20 protein-coding genes are annotated in these 21,974 nt (G+C 44.4%); 13 read left to right on the top strand and 7 right to left on the bottom strand.

From position 1 onward, the window contains the following. The 3 genes from WS34_RS08085 to WS34_RS08075 form a co-directional block, all read left to right on the top strand. Positions 1-885, top strand: an 885-nt coding sequence (locus tag WS34_RS08085) for a DUF5106 domain-containing protein (RefSeq protein WP_286693683.1), incomplete at its 5' end; no start/stop codon positions are given. Positions 886-1,193: 308 nt separating this feature from the next. Beyond that, positions 1,194-2,189 carry an MBL fold metallo-hydrolase gene (locus WS34_RS08080; RefSeq protein ID WP_022160711.1) on the top strand — a complete coding sequence of 332 codons (996 nt, stop codon included), beginning with the start codon at positions 1,194-1,196 and terminating at the stop codon, positions 2,187-2,189. An 18-nt stretch (positions 2,190-2,207) separates the two neighbouring features. Beyond that, the gene (locus WS34_RS08075; RefSeq protein WP_046403847.1) at positions 2,208-2,798 is read left to right on the top strand and encodes a nitroreductase family protein; all 591 of its coding nucleotides are present in this window, start codon (positions 2,208-2,210) and stop codon (positions 2,796-2,798) included. A gap of 286 nt (positions 2,799-3,084) precedes the next feature. Here WS34_RS08075 and WS34_RS08070 read toward each other — a convergent pair whose 3' ends face one another. Continuing rightward, positions 3,085-3,687: a nitroreductase family protein gene (locus WS34_RS08070; RefSeq protein WP_013611346.1), complete on the bottom strand. Its 603-nt coding sequence runs from the start codon at positions 3,685-3,687 to the stop codon at positions 3,085-3,087. 225 nt (positions 3,688-3,912) lie between these two features. On the opposite strand from WS34_RS08070, the gene WS34_RS08065 reads away from it, so the two are divergent. The 5 genes from WS34_RS08065 to pepT all read left to right on the top strand — a co-directional run bounded on the left by WS34_RS08065 (position 3,913) and on the right by pepT (position 11,468). Next, positions 3,913-5,139: an MFS transporter gene (locus tag WS34_RS08065; protein ID WP_022160710.1), complete on the top strand. Its 1,227-nt coding sequence runs from the start codon at positions 3,913-3,915 to the stop codon at positions 5,137-5,139. A gap of 306 nt (positions 5,140-5,445) precedes the next feature. Beyond that, on the top strand, positions 5,446-6,318 hold the full coding sequence (locus tag WS34_RS08060; protein ID WP_046404220.1) for an AAA family ATPase: 873 nt from the start codon (positions 5,446-5,448) through the stop codon (positions 6,316-6,318). Then, a complete protein-coding gene (locus WS34_RS08055; RefSeq protein ID WP_022160708.1) occupies positions 6,315-8,033 on the top strand; it encodes a VWA domain-containing protein in 1,719 nt (572 codons plus the stop codon). The genes WS34_RS08060 and WS34_RS08055 overlap by 4 nt, the downstream gene beginning before the upstream one ends. A 187-nt stretch (positions 8,034-8,220) precedes the next feature. Continuing rightward, on the top strand, positions 8,221-10,185 hold the full coding sequence (locus WS34_RS08050; RefSeq protein WP_022160707.1) for an OPT family oligopeptide transporter: 1,965 nt from the start codon (positions 8,221-8,223) through the stop codon (positions 10,183-10,185). Between the two features lie 65 nt (positions 10,186-10,250). After that, positions 10,251-11,468 (top strand): peptidase T, encoded by a 1,218-nt coding sequence (pepT, locus tag WS34_RS08045; RefSeq protein ID WP_022160706.1) that lies wholly within the window; start codon positions 10,251-10,253, stop codon positions 11,466-11,468. Positions 11,469-11,542: 74 nt separating this feature from the next. Here the strand turns inward: pepT and WS34_RS08040 are convergent, their stop codons facing one another. The 6 genes from WS34_RS08040 to mce form a co-directional block, all read right to left on the bottom strand. Next, the gene (locus WS34_RS08040) at positions 11,543-11,905 is read right to left on the bottom strand and encodes a DUF488 domain-containing protein (RefSeq protein WP_013611340.1); all 363 of its coding nucleotides are present in this window, start codon (positions 11,903-11,905) and stop codon (positions 11,543-11,545) included. 440 nt (positions 11,906-12,345) lie between these two features. Beyond that, on the bottom strand, positions 12,346-13,611 hold the full coding sequence (locus WS34_RS08030) for a sodium ion-translocating decarboxylase subunit beta (RefSeq protein WP_046404216.1): 1,266 nt from the start codon (positions 13,609-13,611) through the stop codon (positions 12,346-12,348). A gap of 21 nt (positions 13,612-13,632) precedes the next feature. Further along, positions 13,633-14,055 carry a biotin/lipoyl-containing protein gene (locus WS34_RS08025; RefSeq protein ID WP_013611338.1) on the bottom strand — a complete coding sequence of 141 codons (423 nt, stop codon included), beginning with the start codon at positions 14,053-14,055 and terminating at the stop codon, positions 13,633-13,635. Between the two features lie 13 nt (positions 14,056-14,068). After that, positions 14,069-14,407, bottom strand: a complete 339-nt coding sequence (locus WS34_RS08020; RefSeq protein WP_022159418.1) for an OadG family protein — start codon at positions 14,405-14,407, stop codon at positions 14,069-14,071. Between the two features lie 8 nt (positions 14,408-14,415). Then, positions 14,416-15,978, bottom strand: a complete 1,563-nt coding sequence (locus WS34_RS08015) for an acyl-CoA carboxylase subunit beta (protein WP_013611337.1) — start codon at positions 15,976-15,978, stop codon at positions 14,416-14,418. Between the two features lie 126 nt (positions 15,979-16,104). Then, positions 16,105-16,509: a methylmalonyl-CoA epimerase gene (gene mce / locus WS34_RS08010; RefSeq protein ID WP_013611336.1), complete on the bottom strand. Its 405-nt coding sequence runs from the start codon at positions 16,507-16,509 to the stop codon at positions 16,105-16,107. A gap of 364 nt (positions 16,510-16,873) precedes the next feature. Here mce and WS34_RS08005 point away from each other — a divergent pair, with 364 nt between their 5' ends. The 5 genes from WS34_RS08005 to WS34_RS07985 all read left to right on the top strand — a co-directional run bounded on the left by WS34_RS08005 (position 16,874) and on the right by WS34_RS07985 (position 21,972). Next, positions 16,874-17,299, top strand: a complete 426-nt coding sequence (locus WS34_RS08005) for a hypothetical protein (RefSeq protein ID WP_013611334.1) — start codon at positions 16,874-16,876, stop codon at positions 17,297-17,299. Positions 17,300-17,390: 91 nt separating this feature from the next. After that, entirely contained in the window at positions 17,391-18,779 is a 1,389-nt protein-coding gene (locus tag WS34_RS08000; protein WP_022159417.1) for an aminopeptidase P family protein, read from the top strand. Positions 18,780-19,595: 816 nt separating this feature from the next. Further along, positions 19,596-19,853 carry a hypothetical protein gene (locus WS34_RS07995; protein WP_046404211.1) on the top strand — a complete coding sequence of 86 codons (258 nt, stop codon included), beginning with the start codon at positions 19,596-19,598 and terminating at the stop codon, positions 19,851-19,853. Between the two features lie 52 nt (positions 19,854-19,905). Next, positions 19,906-21,030 carry a DNA polymerase III subunit beta gene (gene dnaN, locus WS34_RS07990; protein WP_013611332.1) on the top strand — a complete coding sequence of 375 codons (1,125 nt, stop codon included), beginning with the start codon at positions 19,906-19,908 and terminating at the stop codon, positions 21,028-21,030. Positions 21,031-21,189: 159 nt separating this feature from the next. Next, on the top strand, positions 21,190-21,972 hold the full coding sequence (locus WS34_RS07985; protein WP_013611331.1) for a 3'-5' exonuclease: 783 nt from the start codon (positions 21,190-21,192) through the stop codon (positions 21,970-21,972). Positions 21,973-21,974: the final 2 nt, after the last annotated feature.

Genomic DNA, 21,974 nt, shown 5'->3' with positions numbered 1-21,974 from the left:
TTCTTGGCGGGCGGTAGGATAGGGGTGGTGCATGCCGTCTCAATGGAAAAAATGGTGATAACGGATACATCGGTGCTGGAAGAATTGCCTTTGCCTTCCGTTCCCTCCACTTTGCGAACGGCACCGGAACGGGCGGCGTATGTGCTGACACATTTTTGGGACAGTATGGATTTCCGCGATATGCTCCATTGCCGGAATAAGGCTTTTCTGGAACAGAATTTTGTAAATTTTGTTTCCCTTTTTCCTCATGCTTCCCAGGAAGCTTGCGCTTTGGCGGTGAAGCGGTTGATGAAGGCTGCGGAGACCGATACCGTCGTTTATGCACTTTTGGCGGAGATGGCGGAAAAATATCTGTATGAGCCGGAATCACCGATGAGGTGTGAAGAGTGTTTTCAGCTGTTTTTGGAAGAAATGGTCCATACCCCCGTATTGGACGAATTTGCCAAAGTACGCCCGGTTTATTTACTCGGGATAATGAAGAAAAACTGTCCGGGTATGCGGGCTGCAGATTTTACTTACCGGCTCCCGGACGGGAAACGGCAAACACTTTACGACACACCGGGGGAATGGCTGTTGTTGTTGTTCTATGATCCCACTTGTGAACATTGTCATGAGGTGATGGCGGAATTGAAGGAAGATGATTGTCTTCAAAAACTGACAAATGCGGGACAATTGACGATTTTGGTTGTGGATGCCGGCGGTGACCGTGTGGTGTGGGAACGTATGCTTCCGGTATTGCCCGCAATCTGGCATCCCGCTTTAGGTGAGGAGCGTGTACAGGAATTGTATCCATGGCGCAGCTTGCCTGCTTTGTATCTGCTGGATCGTAATAAAAACGTACTCCTTAAAGAAACCTCTTTACAAACTATTACTGATTTCTTTTAGATCTATTTCTTAAATCACCATTTTGTGATATAACAAAGTCGTTTTTATTTTTTACTTCTGGCAGTTATATACATATTTACACTTACAAACGTACGTTTATTAGTGTAAATATGTATATAACTGCCTTACTTCTTTTAGGGTGAAGGGCATTTGTCAGAAATGAGATGCTCCGGGTCCGTTTTATTTTTTCTGTTAAAATATCGGATTTAAAAATAACAGTCTGTTCATGTTTTTTAGTTTTGATTATTTCTCGGAATAAGAGATGAAAACGTATATTTGTTGCACAAAGTAACCTAAAATAATTTATCATGGGAGAGCGGATTACTTTTCGGCGGAACGAAGGGCTTATTACAGTAAAGCCTTATTGGAGGGGAAATCCTGTGGTAAAGGGACGTTTTGTGAATCGGCAACATCGCTCTAAACAGGGGATCGGTAATGTTTTGAAATGGCGTTTTTCGCCCAATCCCCAACGTAAAGAGAAACGGAACGAAAATTGGGAACCTCAACTTTTTCCACTGCATAGCATACAAGGGATTAGCGGTGATGCGTTGGCTTGGTTAGGACATAATTCTTTCTTTATGCAGTTGGGGGGTAAACGGATCATGTTCGATCCGGTCTTTGGCAATATTCCGTTCGTCCGTCGTAAGAGTAAATTTCCTGCCGATCCGGATATTTTCAAAGAGATCGATTACTTGCTGATCAGCCATGACCATTTCGATCATATGGACAAACCCAGTATTACCCGTTTATATGAGAACAATCCCCGGATGAAAGTATTTTGTGGTCTGGGAATGAAGGATTTGATCCGGGGCTGGCTGCCCGATATTCAGGTGATAGAAGCCGGATGGTATCAGCGTTGGGAGGAAGGACGGTTGAAAATTACTTTTTTGCCTGCTCAACATTGGAGCAAACGTTCTTTAAACGACGGAGGACTGCGTTTGTGGGGAGCTTTTATGTTGCAGACCGATGACTTGTCGGTGTATTATGGGGGAGATACCGGCTATTCCTCTCATTTTACCGAAATAGAAGAATTGTTCGGTGCTCCGGATTATGCTTTACTGGGTATCGGAGCTTACAAACCCCGTTGGTTTATGCAAGCGAACCATATTTCGCCTTATGATTCCTTGACGGCTGCTTCGCAGATGAAAGCCCGGATAACGATCCCTATGCATTATGGGACATTCGATTTATCCGACGAACCCCTGAGTGACCCGCCTGCTGTATTTGCCGAAGAGGCCGGCAAAAGGAATATACAGGTAAAGATTCCGGCTTTAGGGGAAATTGTAAAGCTTCGGAAAAGATGATTTATAAATTCCTATTATATGAAAACAACTTTATTACTTATCGTATCTTTTATTTTTTTAGTTATGACAGCATGTAATTCAGAGAAAAAAGAAAGTAAAATCCAGACGAAGGATGCCTTGGAAAATATTATGGGCCGGAAAAGTGTAAGAAAATATTTACCCAAACCGGTAGAAAAGGAGAAAATTGAGGTATTATTGAAGGCAGGAATGGCTGCTCCGAGTGGTAAAGATGTCCGGCCTTGGGAATTGATCGTCATCGATGACCGGGAAGTGCTCGATTCTATGGCTGCTGTGTTGCCTTATGCCAAAATGTTGAAAGAAGCTCCGATGGCTATCGTCGTTTGTGGGGATACTACTAAATCTTCTTATTGGTATCTGGATTGTTCGGCTGTTACTCAAAATATCTTGCTGGCTGCGGAAGCGATCGGATTAGGAGCTGTCTGGACCGCTACATATCCTTATGCAGATCGCATGGAAATCGTGAAAAAATATACGGGAATCCCGGAACAAATTAATTCATTGTGTGTGATTCCCGTAGGATATCCGGCTATGCCTCATAGTCCGAAAGATAAATGGGATGCTTCGAAGGTTCATATGAATAAGTGGTAGAAGAAACGTTATCCTTATACCATTCGAATGACCTGATTTGCCAGTGATCTCGGGGTTAAAAGAAAAGATGTTTATATACATGTTTATCCTAAACCCAGGTATATTTTTTCTTTCTGTTCCGATTCCGGATTTTGTGTCGTCAGACCGGTTCGCCTGGACCGGTCCGTTAAGGCTTTCCTTCACTGACCGGCAGAAGCGACCGGATCCCCGAACACGAACACCGGAGACGGATAAGTAACGACAGAATAATTCTATGTTTATAAGTGTAAATATGTGTATCATTGCCTTATTTAAATACCCTTACCCTGTCGCATAAAGGTTTGTATTCTTTCTTTTGGGGTGGTTCCAGCGGTAAACCGAAAGGCATTTGTGCAATCAATTCCCAGGTGGCAGGTAATTTCCAGGTGGCAATAACCTCTTCGTCGATCAGAGGATTGTAATGTTGCAGGGAGGCTCCGAATCCGGCGTCCTCGAGCATAGTCCAGACGGCCAGCTGATGCATCCCTGAGGTATGCTGGGACCATTGCGGAAATTTTTCATGATATAAAGGGAAAGCTTTCTGTAAACCTTCGATTATAGCGGTGTCCTCAAAAAATAATACCGTACCGTAACCGGCTGCGAACGATTTATTGATTTTTGCTTCGGTAGAAGCATAAGCGGCTGCCGGGATCGTCTTTTTTAGCGTATTCCGGACAATGTCCCAAAGCCGTCGATGCTGTTCCCTCAATAATAGTACCATCCGTGTGGATTGGGAATTGAAAGCAGAGGGAGTATGAAGAGCGGCAAAATCTAAAATTTCCTCGATCTCAGCATCAGGAATTGTGGTTTGATTATCTATCGCGTAATAACTTCTGCGATGCTTTAAAGCTTCTTTAAGGTTCCTTTCCATGATATTTCATTTTATGTTTACATGGTATACGCAAATTTTCGTATCTTTGTGGCGACTTTTCAAAAAAATGTTAGTTATGAAGATGATGGGTAGGATAATTTATTTTGAAGGCTAGTTTATTTTTCACTTAGCTTTCGATTCCCCCTTTTTTTATCGCCTATTGCTTTTTTAGCCTATAGCCTTTAAGCTATAGCTTTTTAGTCTTTTGTTTATAGTTTTTTTATCATGGATCTTTGGAAAAAGAAATTTATTATTATATGGTCGGGACAGTTGTTTTCTATCCTGAGTAGTGCTATTGTCGGATATTCGGTCATGTTTTGGTTGAGCATAGAGACTAAAAGTGCCGAAGTGCTATCCTATGCTGTGTTGGCGACCTTATTACCTCAGGCTTTGTTAGGACCTATAGCGGGTGTATATGTCGATCGTTGGAAAAGAAAACTGACCATGATCGCTGCCGATAGTTTTGTCGCTCTATGTTCTTTGATACTGGGAGGTTTATTCTATTTCGATCAGGCTGAATTGGGATTGATTTATTTGTTGATGGCTCTGCGGAGTATCGGAAATGCTTTCCATTCACCCGCTATGCAGGCGGCTATTCCCATGTTGGCGCCCGAATCGGAATTAATGCGGATTGCCGGAGTAAATCAGGCGTTACAGTCGGTGAGTAGTATTGCCGGACCTGCCTTAGGAGCACTTTTGATCACTTCACTGAATATGACGGTGGTGATGCTGCTGGATGTTGCAGGGGCGATCATCGCTTGTACCGCTTTGGCTTTTGTTGCGATCCCTGACCCGGTCAGGACGGAAGAAAAACGGAAACCCGGAATATGGCATGAAATGGTCGAAGGCTGGAAGGAAGTACAAAAACATCGGGGATTACCCTGGTTGATGATAATTTCCGTTGCAGTTACTTTCTTTTTAATGCCGGTTGCTGTATTGTTTCCCTTGATGACGGTAACTCATTTCGGAGGAGATACTTTTCAAATGAGTCTGGTAGAAATTGTCTGGGGTACAGGTACATTGCTCGGTGGTTTGATTCTGGGAGTCTGGAAAATAAAGATCCGGCGGGTTGGGCTGATCAATAGCTCTTACCTGGCCTTGGGAAGCTATATTCTGATATCGGGATTATTGCCTTCGGATGCTTTTGTGCTGTTTGTGTGTTTAACTATTATCGGTGGATTGGCCGGTTCGTTTTACAATGGACCTTTTACTTCCGTTTTACAAACTTTTATCGATCATACTGCTTTAGGCAGGGTGTTTTCACTTTTTGGAAGTCTGAGTTTATTACCTTCTATGATAGGTATTTTGTTGACCGGTTATATCGCCGATACGATAGGGGTAAGTAATGCGTTCTGGATTTCCGGATGTATCATTTTATCCCTGGGGGTGATTTCATTTTTCATCCCTTCAGTAATGAAACTGGAAAAACGGAGTGGCGAAGATCGTTTTTAGCACTAAAATATCGGATTTGTACGGATACAATTCGGGAAATCCGGTATCTTTGCAGGAAAGGTTTTGGTTGTTTGGAGTTCCTCTGTCATTGTAAAGAGAAAGGGAGCTTCTGTCGGAAGAAAATCCGAAGGATTTGCTGTTGAAGATTTCATCTAAAATCGAAGATGAGATAATATGTCGAACAGAAGGATAAATTTTCTCGGCAGGAACGGGGTGAGTCTCGGCAAACCGGAAGTTTTTAAACAATCATAAACTGTGTTTTAATGGTTTTCCGTTCAGGAATGAAAATGATTTGAAATAAAACCTATGCAATCGAATAAGACAACTGCCTCGCTACTACAACCGGACTTGTTTCCGGATTTTCGGACCGCTTCTTTCAGTCCTCCGAAACATTCCAGGGACTTGTGTATTCCTCAACGGAAATGGGAATTTTTATGCCATACTTTGTATCTGGGGAAATATCCTTTTCTGTTGGGGCCGAAAGGATGTGGTAAATCATCGGTGGTGATGGAATTGGCCGATGCTATGGAAATGGATTATTTCGGTTTCGATATGGGGCAGGCATTTAAGCCGAAGAAAATGTTTGTCGGTGGGTTGGTTATCGGGGATGAAGGGAAAACCCTGGCGGTCCGTTCCGAATTTTTCAAGGCTTTCACTTCCGATAGGCCTACGTTGATCTTCCTGGACGAGCTGACCCGTATCCCGATGGTGGCTGCTAATTTTCTGATGACGATTCTGGACCGGCGACAGTCGTATCTGTATGACGAGGATTCGGGTGTTCGCTATAATAAAGGCACGAATGTACAATTCATCGCTGCCGGTAACACCGGGTTTGCTTATGTTTCTACCCAACGGCTGGACTCTGCTTTCGAAGATCGGTTTATCAAGGTACAATTGGATTACCTGACTCCCGAGGAGGAAGCGGCATTGATGATGCAGCGTTATCCTTTGGTAAAAGCTTCTGCAGCGGCTCAACTGGCAGAGATAGCCCGTTTATTGCGACAGGCCGAACAAAAAGAGGCTCTTACCGTGTCGTTGTCCACCCGGCAGGTTTTGGATGCCGCAGCCTATTTGCAGTTGGGCTATTCTGTCCGCGAGGTGGTCGAAGAGGTTATTCTGACCAATTATGTGATTGCCGGTGAGCAGTTAGTGGCCCGCTCGTTAGTACAGATGGTATGACCCGCGAAGAGATCGAATCGGTGTATAGCCGGGATGTTTTGGACCGGAATTGGTGGGGAAATTTCCCGGAACCGTTGGATTTATTGGGAAAAGATTTTCCGAAGACGGCCGATATCTATCGATTGATGCCGGTATGTGCCCGCATTGCCTTGCATATGGGAGGTGAATTGCCACGGATTATTTTTTCGAAAGAGGGGGGAGCCAGGATGGATTTCAATTCCGTGGTGATGAATCCCGAGATTCTTTCGTTGAAAGTGAGTGAACAGGTTCGGGCAGAAGTTTTTTTCGGCCAATATATTCATCAGGTCGGGCATATTTGTTATAGCCGGGGAGTATACGAAAAATACCGCTGTACACTTCAGCAAAAATATTTTATCCATCTGATAGAAGATCGTCGGATAGAAGGGAGGATTGCCCGGGTATATCCGGGATATTATTATTATCTGAACGCTGCCCGCCGGATGCAGTTTACACTGGCCTTACTGAGGGCTGAACAGGAATTGAAGTTTACCGATTTGGACGATGTGCGCTATAACTATCTGGCTACCCGGGTCCTTTTTCCTGAATTGCTGGAATATGAAGTGTTTAAAACCCGTTTGCTTCCTCACCGGAGCCGGTTGGGATGGATCGACGGCCTATTGGATACGATTACGGATTATGCTTCCCTGGAACCACGACAAGTGGTGGAGCTGGCACAACAAATCAGTGCCCGTTTTATAACTAAGGACGAGGAGTTACCGCCGATGTTCAATTATTATTCCAGGGTAATGATGAATCTGCCTCTGGAAGTGGAAGGAGCTCCGGTGGATATCGATGTCAAGATCCTCGACGATCTGTTTTTGGATTTGAGTAAATCGCTGGATTTGGTGCCTTGGGCCGATATCGAAGAAGATACGAAAGGAGCTTTGAAACGGGCCGGAAGTCCTGTTGCAGAACGCTATCGGGAACTGGATGCCTCTTGTGGGGTTGTAGATCCGGTCTTGATGCGGAGAGCAAGGGAATTAGCCGCTAAAATCCGGCTGAACTTTCTGACCTTTCAGGCAAAGATGAATAAAGCTTGTGTTTTTTATGAGCAGGAGAGCGGGGATTTGGATGAAGACGAATTGTATCAGGTGCATTTGAATCCTCATATTTTTATCGAGGAGTTGCCTGCCCCTTCGGCTTTGCTGGAAGTGGTGATTATGCTCGATTTATCGGGATCGATGACCGATGAAAATAAACTGGAATTGCAGTTGGTGTTATCGGTCGCTCTGGCGCTTGCTTTCGAAGCCAATCCGGATATCCGATTTTCTATTTATGGTCACCGGGTAAAGCAGGAAAGGGTTGAAATCGTCCGGTTTCATGAACCTGGGAAACGTCTGGAGATCAAAAAGCTTTTTTCTCAAGAGGGAATGTATGTCAATGCCGATGGATTCGCTATCCATTATGCTACGCAGAAATTCCGGACTACCACACAGAATAAATTACTGTTTATGATTTCCGACGGCACACCGACAGCTGCTGCCGGTAAGACCGATCCGCGGGTGCATGTCCGGGAAATGGTCCGGGAGGCCCAACGGAATGGAATCACTGTACTTTCTATCGGGATTTCGAATTTTAACCAGTCGGATATGTACGACGAATTTATTCCCTACTCCGGACCGGAAGTCACCACCCGGCTCGTCCAATGGTTAAGGCGGAAATTTGCCCATATTGCCGATGGGGCGACCTTTTAACCCGTCGTTTGTCGTTATTCGGTGACCGAATCCTTATAAAAACAGTAAAATTTGAAACTTAGAAAGGGTTTTTCCGATCTTTTTACTTTTAATCTTTTACTTTTTACATTAAATCGTTATTTTTGGAATCGTTTGAGAAAAGGAAGCATCGTTGCGCTAATTCAATTAATCATCATAATACAAACTTATGGAACAAGAAGAACAAAAGCTAAATTCGTTGCCCGATAACGCCTATCGGGAGTTGAAGCCTGGCGAAGTGTATAAACCGATTATGCCGGCTAATTCGAAACCCCGGGAAGTAACGACTTACTCGGTGGTTTTCGGTATTATTATGGCTATCGTCTTTTCGGCAGCTGCAGCTTATCTGGGACTGAAGGTGGGACAGGTGTTCGAGGCTGCTATCCCGATCGCTATTATCGCGGTTGGATGCGGAAATCTGATGAAAAAGAATAATATGCTCGGACAGAATGTGATCATTCAATCTATCGGGGCTAGCTCGGGAGTGATCGTTGCCGGAGCGATCTTTACATTACCTGCTTTGTATATTCTTGGTCTGGATGCTAAATTTTATCAGATTTTTTTATCCTCTTTACTCGGAGGATTGTTGGGTATTCTGATGCTGATCCCTTTCCGTAAATATTTTGTAAAAGATATGCACGGGAAATACCCTTTCCCGGAAGCTACGGCGACGACCGAGGTGCTGGTTTCGGGTGAAAAAAAGGGAAACCAGGCGAAATTATTGGCGGTGAGTGGATTGGTCGGTGGATTATATGACTTTTTTATCAGTACTTTCGGTTGGTGGACAGAGACCATCTCCACCCGGATCATGGGTTGGGGAGAGATGCTGGCTGAAAAAACGAAGCTGGTATTTAAAGTGAATACAGGGGCTGCAGTGTTAGGCCTGGGATATATTGTCGGATTGAAATATGCCGCTATTATCTGTGCCGGTTCGTTTACCGTGTGGTTTGTGCTGATCCCGTTTCTGAGTTATTTTGCAGATGGCCAGACTGTTGCTGTAGGAGAAGGGGTTTCTATGCTGATCCGGGACATGTCGCCCGAACAGTTATTTACGAATTATGCCCGTCATATCGGTATCGGTGGTATCGCTATGGCCGGTATCGTCGGCATTATCCGTTCGTCGGGTATTATCAAACAAGCCTTAGGCCTGGCGGTAAAGGAATTGGGGGGAAAGAAGGGAAGTGAAGAAGTCGCAGAACGTACACAACATGATCTTTCGATGAAGTTTATTCTGATCGGTTTGCTGGCGACTTTGATTACCACTTTCATTTTCTTCCAGTTCGGTGTATTGGGTAATCTCTTCCAGACCATTGTCGCCATACTGATTGTGTTTATTATTTCTTTCCTGTTTACTACGGTGGCTGCTAATGCTATCGCTATCGTGGGGACGAATCCGGTATCGGGAATGACTTTGATGACATTGATCCTGGCTTCGCTGGTTTTGGTGAGTGCCGGGTTGAGCGGGACAAACGGCATGATGGCTGCCATGGTCATCGGTGGCGTGGTTTGTACTGCTTTGTCTATGGCCGGAGGTTTTATTACCGACTTGAAAATCGGTTATTGGATCGGTACGACTCCCGCAAAACAGGAGCGGTGGAAATTTCTGGGAACCGTTGTTTCTGCCGCTACGGTGGCCGGAGTAATGATGATCCTGAATCAGACTTACGGATTTGTAGGTGAAAATGCTTTGGTGGCTCCCCAGGCGAATGCGATGGCTGCTGTTATCAAACCTTTGATGGAAGGAGGAGCGACTCCCTGGATGCTGTATTTTGCCGGTGCCGCACTCGCATTGATTCTGACCATGATCGGGGTACCTGCCCTGGCTTTTGCCCTGGGAATGTTTATTCCGTTGGATCTGAATACGCCTTTATTGATCGGAGGGCTGGTCAGTTGGTATGTATCTACCCGTAGTAAAGATGAAAAAGTAAATAAGATGCGCCGTGAACGCGGTACACTGATCGCTTCCGGGTTTATAGCAGGGGGAGCCCTGATGGGAGTTATCAGTGCCGTATTGAAATATGCCGGAGCAGATTGGTATGCTACCTGGAGCGGGGCAGAATGGCTGGCCGTTGTCATGTATGTCGTTATTATCGGTTACTTTATCTGGGATTCGTTGAGAGCCAAAGAAGAGTAAACCGGAGAGGAACCCGATAAACGAAAAATCGTAAATCGTAAATCTAAAATATAAATCATAAAGATATGGAATTAAAAGAGCGTTTTTTGAAATATGTCGGATTCGATACCCAGAGTGATCCGGAGAGTGAAACCTATCCGTCGACTGCGAAACAATTGATTCTGCTGAATTATCTGGCCGAAGAGATGAAAGAGCTGGGGTTGGAGGATGTGGAAGTCGATGCCAATGGTTATGCGATGGGTACTATTCCGGCAACTCCCGGGTATGAAGACCGGCCGGTGATCGGTTTTATCTCGCATGTCGATACGAGTCCCGATATGAGTGGGGCCGATATCCATCCCCGTATCATTGAAAATTACGATGGGGGAGATATCTGTCTGAACGAGCAATTGACGATGACGCTGGCAGATTTTCCGGAGTTGGCTTTCTTCAAGGGGCATACCTTGATCACAACCGACGGTACGACGCTGTTGGGAGCCGACGATAAAGCAGGGGTGGCAGAGATCATGACCGCTGCCGAATATCTGATGAAGCATCCAGAAGTGAAACACGGCAGAATCCGGATCGGCTTTACGCCCGACGAAGAAATCGGAAAAGGGGTAGACTTTTTTGATGTAAAACATTTCGGTGCCACCTTTGCTTATACCGTAGACGGAGGCTTTGAAGGAGAGCTGGAATATGAGAATTTCAATGCTGCCAGTGCCCGGATCGAAGTACAAGGACGCAACATTCATCCGGGTTATGCGAAGGATAAGATGATCAATGCTTTGCAGGTGGTCAACGAATTGAATAACTTATTGCCTCCTTGTCAGCGGCCCGAACATACGGAAGGTTACGAAGGTTTTTATCATCTGATCAGTATCAGGGGAGAAGTAGAAAATGCTTCCAGTGAATATATCATCCGGGACCATTCGCGGGTGAAGTTTGAAGAGAAAAAACGTTACCTTCAGGCTGCTACCGCTCTGTTGACCGGGAAGTACGGAGAAGGGGTGATCAAACTAACCCTGAAAGATCAGTATTATAATATGCGTGAAATGGTCGAACCTTATCCTGAAGTAATCGATAAAGCTTTCCAGGCGATGGAAAAGGCCGGTGTTACTCCGATCGTTCGTCCTATCCGCGGCGGTACGGATGGTGCCCGTTTGTCCTATATGGGGCTGCCTTGTCCGAACTTATTTACAGGAGGTATGAATTTCCATGGAAAATATGAATATTGCTCGCTGAATACAATGCAAAAAGCGATGCAGACGATTTTGAATCTGATCGAATTGTGGGGTAAATAATACCCGGATTCTTTGTTGAACAGCCTGCCGCATGAAGGAGAGCGTACCCATCCGGCAGGCTGTGTGTTATACGGTTATTTTTTTAGCTGGGTTTCCAGGTAGTTTTGTAGAATCCGGGCATGGTTGTGAACAGGATCTTTCGAAGCATATAACAAGGTTACTACCGGATAAGTCCCGATTCTGGAAAGAAAATCTTTAACGGCTTGCGAGTGCTCCAACTCTTCTTTATACATCGAAGTAAATTCTTCCCAATGTCGGGAGATATCGTCATGAAACCAGGTTCTTAAACCGGGAGAGGGAGTGATTTCTTTAGCCCATTCATCGTAGGATAAACATGCTTTTTTTATCCCTCTGGGCCAGAGCCTGTCGACTAATACCCGGTAACCGTCCCCCGGTTCCGGATCGTCATATACCCGTTTTATTTTGATTTGTATCATGTTTTTTTACTGTTTTACTGATTGGAACCGAAAAAGTTATCATTAAAACGTAGGTATATTTTTTCTTTCTATTCCGATTCCGGGTTTTATCCCGTCAGACCGGTTCGCCTGGAACGGTCCGGTAAGGCTTTCCTTCACTGACCGGCGGAAGCGACCGGGTCGCCAATTCCGATCACCGAAGACGAATATAAGTAACGACAGAATAATTCTACCTATAACTTGGCCCTTATCATCGTTCCAATAAACAAATACCTTCCGTCTGCTATCGGTAGGGAAGGTATGCGATTGTACAAAAGCTTGTCCTGTGGGCTGAGGGAGGCCGGACACTGGCAGGTGGCATCGGAATGGGAGAAGCATATTTTACTACTGTAACCGTTTCAACTGAAAAAGGGTGCACTTCATTGAAGCACACCCTTGATTTATTACGGTAAACTCTTGTTTTATCCGAGGAAAGAGAGCAGGATACCGGCTGCAACAGCAGAACCGATAACTCCGGCTACATTGGGACCCATGGCATGCATCAGCAAGAAGTTGCCAGGATTGGCTTCCTGACCTACAGTCTGAGATACACGGGCTGCCATCGGAACGGCCGATACACCGGCAGAACCGATCAGCGGGTTGATCTTATTCTTGGTAAACAAGTTCATGAATTTAGCCAGCAATACTCCTCCGGCACTTCCCAAAGCGAAAGCCAGGATTCCGATTACCAGGATGGCCAGAGTTTGGTAGTTCAGGAAAGCTGTTGCGGTAGTTGTCGCTCCAACCGAAACACCCAGAAAGATGGTGGTAATATTCATCAGTTCGTTCTGAACAGTCTTACTCAGACGTTCTACAACTCCACTTTCACGCATCAGGTTACCTAACATCAAACAACCGATCAGCGGAGCGGCAGAAGGTAACAATAAAGATACAAAAACAGTAACGATGATCGGGAATATGATTTTTTCTGTTTTAGATACTTTACGCAATTGCTTCATGACGATCTCGCGCTCTTTCTGAGTAGTCAGCATTTTCATAATAGGCGGTTGGATGACCGGTACCAAAGCCATATAGGAATAGGCAGCCACGGCGATCGGGCCTAATAAATTGGGTGCTAACTTAGAAGTCAGATAAATGGCGGTCGGGCCGTCGGCTCCACCGATAATACCGATCGAACCGGCTTCGGCATAGTTGAATCCGAGAACCAAAGCTCCCAGGAAAGTTGCGAAGATACCGATCTGGGCAGCTGCTCCCAATAGGAAACTTTTCGGATTGGCTAACAGCGGACCGAAATCGGTCATTGCTCCTACACCGATGAAAATGATACAGGGATAGATACCCAGTTTCACTCCGAGGTAGATGTAATCCAGCAATCCGACGTTATTGGCATTTGCAAAATCCGGCCAGTGAATGTGTCCTCCTTCGAATAGTTCCGGATGATACAATCCGGCTCCCGGCAGATTGGTCAGCAACATACCGAAAGCGATAGGCAGCAATAACAGAGGCTCGAACTTTTTAACGATAGCCAGATAGAATAATAAACAAGCGACAGCTATCATCACCAAACACAACCAGTTGCCGTCGACAAGACGGGCAAATCCGGTGTCGTTCAGGAATTTACTGATGCTTTCTCCTAAACTGACTTCTTCGGCACTGGCGATAAAGGGCGTAATAGTCAGGCCCAGAAAGGCAACCAGCCGAAAGAGATATTTTTTCATTTGTTTCATTACTAACGATTTTACAATGAATTACTGCAGATCAACCAGTTTATCGTCCTGTACGACCGTCTGTCCGACAGTGACATGGATGGCTTTCACTTGTCCGTCCTTGTTAGCCATAATGTTGTTTTCCATTTTCATGGCTTCCATGACGACTAAGGTATCTCCCCGTTTCACCTGATCACCGACTTTTACGTTGATGGTCATGATCGTTCCGGGAAGCGGAGCTTTGATACTGGTGGCACTGGATGCTGCAGCAGCCGGTGCTGAAACATGTACCTGTGGGGTACCGGGAGCTGTCGATTTGCGGATAGGAGCTGCAACCGTATTTTTGCTTTCATAGCTTACATCGTAAGATATCCCGTTTACTTCTACGTTAGCTTTATGATGATCCGTTAGATTCACTGTGACGTCGTAATTATTTCCGTCGATAGTGATTTTAAATTTATTCATATGGTCAATTTATTTACTTGATAATCGTATTTCTCATGCTGTAAATTTTGGAACTCCATGGCGAATAGCGCTTTTCTACTTCCTGAATCGTGATGACATGCGGCTCTTCATCGTGGGCATCGAAGTACAGGTGCATAGCCATGGCTATGGCTGCTTGTTCGTGAGGCGTCGGATGGGTTTCTGTCGTCCTTACGGTCGCTTCTTCAGAAGCCCCTTTCGAGTGGCCTGTGATGCCATTGATGATTTTGGTTTGCAAACCAATTACCCAAATCAAAACAATAAGCAGTAAAAATACAGTTCCGATTCCCATTCCCGTGACCAGGAGCGCATAGCCCCAGTCGATTGCTAACATGGTCATAATTATAAAGGTATATTAGAATGTTTCTTCATCGGGTTAGTGACACGCTTCGTCTGTAAAGACTGGAAGGCCCGGATCACACGGAAACGGGTGTTGCGTGGTTCGATCACATCGTCGATATAACCGTAAGAAGCTGCTTTGTAAGGATTAGCGAATGCATGATTGTATTCTTCCTCTTTCTCTGCGATAAATTTAGCTTTTGCTTCCGGATCGGTGATCGCTGCTACTTCCTTACCGTATAGTACTTCGATAGCACCTTTGGCACCCATCACGGCAATCTGGGCTGTCGGCCAGGCGTAGTTGAAGTCGCCGCGAAGTTGTTTACAGGACATCACGTCGTGTGCTCCTCCGTAGGATTTACGTAAAGTAACGGTTACTTTAGGAACGGTAGCTTCGCCGTAAGCGAACATCAATTTGGCTCCGTGGGTGATGATGCCGCCGTATTCCTGCACACGGCCCGGTAAGAATCCCGGTACGTCTACCAACGTCAGGATCGGAATATTGAAACAGTCGCAGAAGCGAACGAAACGAGCTGCTTTACGCGATGATTCGATATCGAGTACTCCGGCATAGAAACTAGGCTGGTTGGCGATAATACCCACAGAACGTCCTCCCATCCGGCAGAAACCGACGATGATATTCCGGGCATAACGTTTGTGTACTTCGAGGAATTTGCCCTGGTCTACGATTGCTTCGATTACTTCCAACATATTGTACGGCAGATTGGGATTATCCGGAATCAGGCTGTTCAATTTGTCTTCCAGACGATCGATCGGGTCGTTGCATACCATCATCGGCGCTTCTTCGAGGTTGTTGGAAGGCAGATAAGAAAGCAGATCACGGATCAGAGAAATACCTTCTTCTTCGTTTTCTACCATAAAATGAGAAACGCCCGATTTGGTCGAGTGAACTTCTGCACCTCCCAGGTCTTCTGTACTGATATCTTCGCCGGTAACGGTTTTTACCACCTTCGGTCCGGTAACGAACATGTAAGAACTCTGATCGGTCATCAGGATGAAGTCGGTCAGGGCAGGAGAGTATACGGCTCCACCGGCACAGGGGCCGAAAATAGCGGATATCTGTGGAATAACCCCGGAAGCCAGGATGTTACGCTCGAAAATTTCAGCATATCCTGCCAATGAATTTACGCCTTCCTGAATACGTGCACCACCGGAATCGTTCAGTCCGATGATCGGAGCTCCTACCGTCATCGCTTTGTCCATGACTTTGCAGATCTTCTGAGCCAACATTTCTGAAAGTGCCCCTCCGAATACGGTAAAATCCTGTGCAAATACAAATACGATACGTCCGTTGATCGTTCCTTGTCCGGTAACAACTCCGTCTCCGAGGAATTTTGTCTTTTCCATGCCGAAATTATTACACCGGTGTGTGACGAACATATCGAATTCTTCGAAGCTGTCTTCGTCCAGCAACATGGCGATTCTTTCCCGGGCTGTATATTTACCCTTTTTGTGCTGAGATTCGATCCGTTTTTCGCCTCCGCCCAATTTCGCTTGATTTCGTAAGTCGATAAGTTCTTTGACTTTATCTTGATTTGTGGCCATAAAATTTTAAATTTACTTTTAAATATCTAAAATGCCTAAGCTTTGAAAACATCGAAAGCGCCAAAAGGACACTGCTTTAAAATGCCTTTCTGACGTTTTCAATTATCTTTGACGCTTTTGACGTAATTATTTTTTACCGCAAAGTTCTGTCAGTACCCGATTGGTTGATTTCGGGTGAAGGAATCCGATTTGAAGTCCTTCTGCTCCGGTACGGGGAGCTTTGTCGATTAACTGACAACCGGCTGCTGCTGCTTCGTTTAAAGCTTCGGCTACATCTTCAACGGCAAATGCCATGTGGTGCATACCGCCACCATTTTTTTCTACAAATTTCCCGATAGGACCTTCAGGATCGGTAGATTCCAACAATTCGATTTTTGTCTGACCTACTTGAAAGAAAGCTGTTTTTACTTTCTGATCTTTTACTTCTTCTACTGCATAGCATTTCAGTCCTAATACATTTTCATAAAATGGAATAGCTTCTTCCAGACTTTTGACGGCAATACCGATGTGTTCGATATGAGTTGGTTTCATGATCAATAAATTGATTTGTTAATAAATTGTATTTTAAAATGTTTGATTTTCACCGTTTTATGTTGTATAACATATTTTTTACGCACTCAAACGTCTTTTCGAAAACGTTGTTATTGCAAAAAGCGTTCCAAAATTACGTATTGTTCTTACGATTATCAAGCAAAATCGGAAGATTATTTTCAGTTTTTCATGTTTAGAACAGTTTTAAATAACAGACGATACATTTTCAGGTTTGAGGGGATTCGAAAGGGAAAACCGAAAACTTTTCGATAGGAAAAACGTATAAAATTTGAATCTTCTTTCAAAAAAAAGAGTAGGACAAAAGACTTTTTGAAAGAAGAAATAATATTTAAATCTTCAGATTATGAACAAACAGAGATTTGCTGTCATTATTGTGGCTCTCATCGGCTTGATAGCTACTTTTTTACCTTGGTATAAAATTGTACAATTGGGAACAATATCCGGAATGTCTTCATCGGGCTGGTTTACCTTTATCATGTTTATCATAGTGATTATTCTGGCTTTGAGAAAGGATCTGCATGAAGATCTTTCGATGGGAATTTCCTGGAGCATTACGATTTGTAGTTTACTGGCATCGTTCGTCGTTTTATGGAAAATTATCGATGTCTGGTTCGCCCAGGAAGGAATGTTTAGCCTTGGTGGCGGTATGGAGGGAATATTGGGAAGTCAGGTCAGTATCGCTTACGGAGCCTGGATTGTTACTATCGCCGGGATCTGTGTCCCGTTTGCCGGTTATTTGTTCCGCAATAAATCCTTTCGGCGGGTTTGAGAGAAATTTTTTACTTTTTGCCTTTCCCCTTTTGGCTTTTTTCTTTATCTTGTGACACTTTTTAAACCGTACTTACTAAAAATTGAAAGATATGTTTGAAACAAGTGTTTACAAAAACAGACGCGCCCGTCTGAAAGAAAAAGTGAAAAGTGGTTTGGTGTTGATCCTGGGAAATGGGGAGGCCCCGGCTAATTATACGGATAATACTTATAAGTTCCGTCAGGATAGTTCGTTTCTCTATTTTTTCGGTCTGAATCAACCCGGTTTTGCAGGAGTGATCGATATCGATTCGGGAGATGAATATCTGTTCGGGAATGATGTGGATATGGATGATATTATCTGGATGGGACCTCAACCGAGTGTAAAGGATATGGCAGCCCGGGTCGGCGTGTCGAAGACCGCTCCTTTTGCCCGGCTGGCGGATTGTATGAAAACGGCGATTTCTCAGGGACGCCGGATTCATTTTTTACCTCCTTATCGTTTCAGGAATATGCTCTTGCTCGAAGAGTTGTTGGGTATCCGGCCTGCTTTGGTGAAAAATTATGCTTCGCTGGAACTGATCAAAGCTGTGGTCGATCTCCGCTCGGTAAAAGAACCTTGTGAAATCGAGGAAATCACCAAAGCTTGTAATATCGGTTACGAAATGCATACAGCTGCTATGCGGAATTGTAAACCGGGAGTCAAGGAACAATATATTGCAGGGCTGATCGAAGGAATTGCAGCTTCGTACGGAAGTATGGTGTCGTTCCCTGTGATCCTGTCGCAGAACGGTGAAACACTCCATAATCACGATCATAGCCAGATCCTTCAGGAAGGACGTATGATGCTGACGGATGCCGGAGCAGAAGAAGTGTCCCATTATTGTTCGGACTTTACCCGTACGGTTCCGGTCGGTGGGAAATTCCTGACCCGCCAGAAAGAAGTTTATAATATCGTATTGGCTGCTAATAACAAAGCGATAGAGATAGCTAAACCCGGGGTGACTTATCAATACGTGCACCTGGAGGTATGTAAGGTGCTGGCACAGGGTTTGAAAGATCTCGGCCTGATGAAAGGAGATGTAAACGAAGCGGTTGCTGCCGGGGCGCATGCCTTATTTATGCCTCACGGACTGGGACATATGATGGGATTGGATGTACATGATATGGAAGACTTGGGACAGATCTATGTGGGATATGACGATGAAACCCGGCCGATCGACCAGTTCGGAACTTCATCGTTGCGGATGGGGCGTCGGTTGCAGGAGGGATTTGTCATTACCGATGAACCGGGATGTTATTTTATTCCGGCATTGATAGACCAATGGAGAGCACAGGGGATGCATAAAGAATTCCTGAATTATGACAAGATCGAAACATTCAAGGATTTCGGAGGTATCCGTTTGGAAGATGATATCCTGATTATTCCCGGAGGTTCGCGCTTCCTGGGAGATAAACGTACTCCGATTACTGTCGAAGAAGTTGAGGAGATTATGCGTTAAGGGGTGTTTTTTTTAATCTGATATTCAAATTAGAGGTTAAATATTTTTATTTGCAAAATAATATTTAAAATCGTAAGGATGCATAGAAGTTTTTCTATGCACCTTTTTTTATGGTTTTGTGTAAATCAGATGTAAATGGAAAAATGGTAGAATTATTCTGTCGTTACTTATTCGTCTTCGGTATTCGTGTTTGGTGACCCGGTCGCTTCTGTCGGTCGTCTAGCCCTTTCTTTCACTGACCGGCGGAACTCCTCACTCCGCAAAAAACTTTACGTTACGTTTCCGTCAGACACCACCGGTCGGACGTTCAGAAAAAGCAAGACGACACTCGCCAGAGCTCCAATGGTCCCCGAACACGAATACCTTCGACTTACGTTATCACTGCCTGGCAAGCTAAACCGGACCTGAAAACCATAAATTTCAACGAAAAAAGATTTTCCGATAGAGTAACCCAATTATCCATAATCTGATAGAGATGAGCCGGTATTTTATTCTATAAAATTTTTCTAATTCTTCCTTTGCCAGGTCGTGTTAACGTGAGATGCAGGGTTTTGTGGCGGAAGACCATTGGAGCAGGAACGAGGGTCCGGTTAGGTTTTCCGAACGCCCGACCGGTGGTGTCTGACGAGCTTGCGAGGAGTTCCGCCGGTCAGTGAAGGAAAGCCTTAGCGGACCGGTCCAGGCGAACCGGTCTGACGGCATAAAACCCGGAATCGGAATAGAAAGAAAAAATAAACCTACAATTAAACGATAATATCCCGTCTGCTTATCGCCAAAAATCAAAGGGGCGGTATCCTGGGGGGCGATTTATCGAAGATGGGCTCGACTATCTTTCCGGAAGCCGCTTTGAATGGTATATTGATGACCGCTGGGGAGAACAAGTATTTAAAACGGATGAAATCGGTATCTACGGTGGTTGGGACGATTCGTTTAAGCAAACGAAATGTCGGTCCCGAGCTTATGTATGGGGAATATTCGTGGATGGAAAAGAAGTGGAACGGGGGGACACCGATGTTGATAAAAGTAGGAAACTTTTTTCTTGTAAATCTTTTCTGTGAAGGGAAAAAACACTAATTTAGGCGTCTCTTTGGGATTGAAATAAAGTAAAACATAAAATATTGAATCTATGAAGTTTGTCGTATCAAGCAATACATTGCTGACCCGTTTGCAAGCGGTAAGTAAAGTGATCGGTGGAAAGCCCGTACAACCTATTCTGGATAATATCTTGTTGGTGGCTACCGAAGGTGTCTTATATGCAACAGCATCTGATAAAGAGACGACCATGGAAGCCCGGATAGAATTGGAAAGTCTGGAAGAAGAAGGTAAAATAACGATACCTGCCAAAATATTGCTGGATATTTTGAAGGAATTTCCCGAACAACCGTTGACATTCGAAATCAATACGGAGACCAATGAGGTAAAAATTATTTCCGAGAAGGGAGAGTTTTCTGTGCCGGGAGAAAGTGCCGAAGATTATCCGATACAGGCAGCACTCAACGATAGCAGCAACGACCTGACCTCTAAATGCGGTTTGATTCTGGAAGGAATTGTGAAGACGATATTTGCAACGGCCAACGACGATCTGCGTCCGGTTATGAACTGTATCCTGATCGAAATGAACGAAGATAATTTTACCTTTGTCGCTTCGGATGCTCACAAATTAGTTCGTTACAAACGGTTCGACGCCAAAAGTGAAAACGGACAGTTCTCTTTGATTTTACCGAAGAAACCTGCCTTGATGCTGAAGAATATTCTGCCGAAAGACGACTCGGAACTGAAGATCTCTTTTAACGATAAAATGGCTTGCTTCGTATTCGGTGATTATAAAATGACTTCTACTCTGGTCGAGGGACGTTTCCCGAACTATAATTCGGTTATCCCGCAGAATAACCCGAAAAAGATTATCATTGAAAAGAAAGAGCTTTACAATTCTTTACGCCGGGTGTCTGTCATGGCCAATCAGGCTAGTAATCTGGTGAAATTCGATGTTGCAGAAGGAAAAATCGTCATTTCAGCCCAGGATATGGATTATTCGATGTCGGGACACGAAACACTGACTTGTCAGTATGAAGGCGAGAACATCGCTATCGGTTTCAAATCGCCTTTCGTCCTTGAAATTCTCTCTAATATCGAATCTGAAAATGTGGTGCTGGAGTTATCCGATCCGACTCGTCCGGGATTGTTCCTGCCGTTTGAAAACGAGGACAACGATGAAGATTTGTTGATGCTGCTGATGCCGATGATGGTGTAACGGAAAGACTTATCCGATAGAATAGTAAAGGTAAAAATGAAAGATAAAGAGTCGTTTGATTGGTTTTTATAGTAAATCGAACGGCTCTTATGATTTATGGGTAGGAAAGTGTTGCTTGTCCTTGTCCTGCTACAGAAGAGATTATAAATTTTGAAGTATATGAAACTGAATTTAGCTAATCCCATCGTTTTTTTCGATCTGGAAACCACGGGAATCAATATTGCTAAAGACCGGATCGTGGAAATTTCGGTATTGAAAGTGTATCCGAACGGTAAGGAGGAACAAAAGACCATCCGGGTGAATCCGGGAATGCATATCCCCGAAGAGGCGTCTGCTATTCATGGCATTTACGATGAAGATGTGAAAGATGCTCCGATGTTCAAGCATATTGCCCGCGAATTGGCGCATTATATCGAAGGATGTGATTTGGGAGGATATAATTCGAATCGTTTCGATATCCCCTTATTGGCAGAAGAATTTTTGCGTGCGGAGGTGGATTTCGATATGAGTAAACGGAAGTTTGTAGATGTACAAACTATTTTCCACAAAATGGAACAGCGTACCCTGTCGGCTGCCTACCATTTTTATTGTGATAAATGTCTTGAAGATGCCCATACGGCTGCAGCCGACACGATGGCTACCTATGAGGTGCTGATGGCCCAGCTGGATAGATATGGGGAAAAGCTGGAAAATAATATCGATTTCTTAAGTAAGTTTTCTACCCAAAACAAGAACGTCGACTTTGCCGGTTTTATTATTTATGACGATAAAGGGGTAGAAGTGTTTAACTTCGGTAAGAATAAAGGAGTGCCTGTAGAGAAGGTGTTGAAAGAACAACAGGGATATTATGATTGGATGATCAAAAGTGATTTCCCACTTTATACCAAAAAGGTGTTGACTAAGATTAAACTGAGAAGTTCCGGGTTAGTAAAAGGGGTGTAGCT

It is taken from the genome of Odoribacter sp. N15.MGS-14 (genome assembly GCF_000980245.1).
Lineage (GTDB): Bacteria > Bacteroidota > Bacteroidia > Bacteroidales > Marinifilaceae > Odoribacter > Odoribacter splanchnicus.
This window is presented reverse-complemented; position numbering and strand designations above follow the sequence as displayed.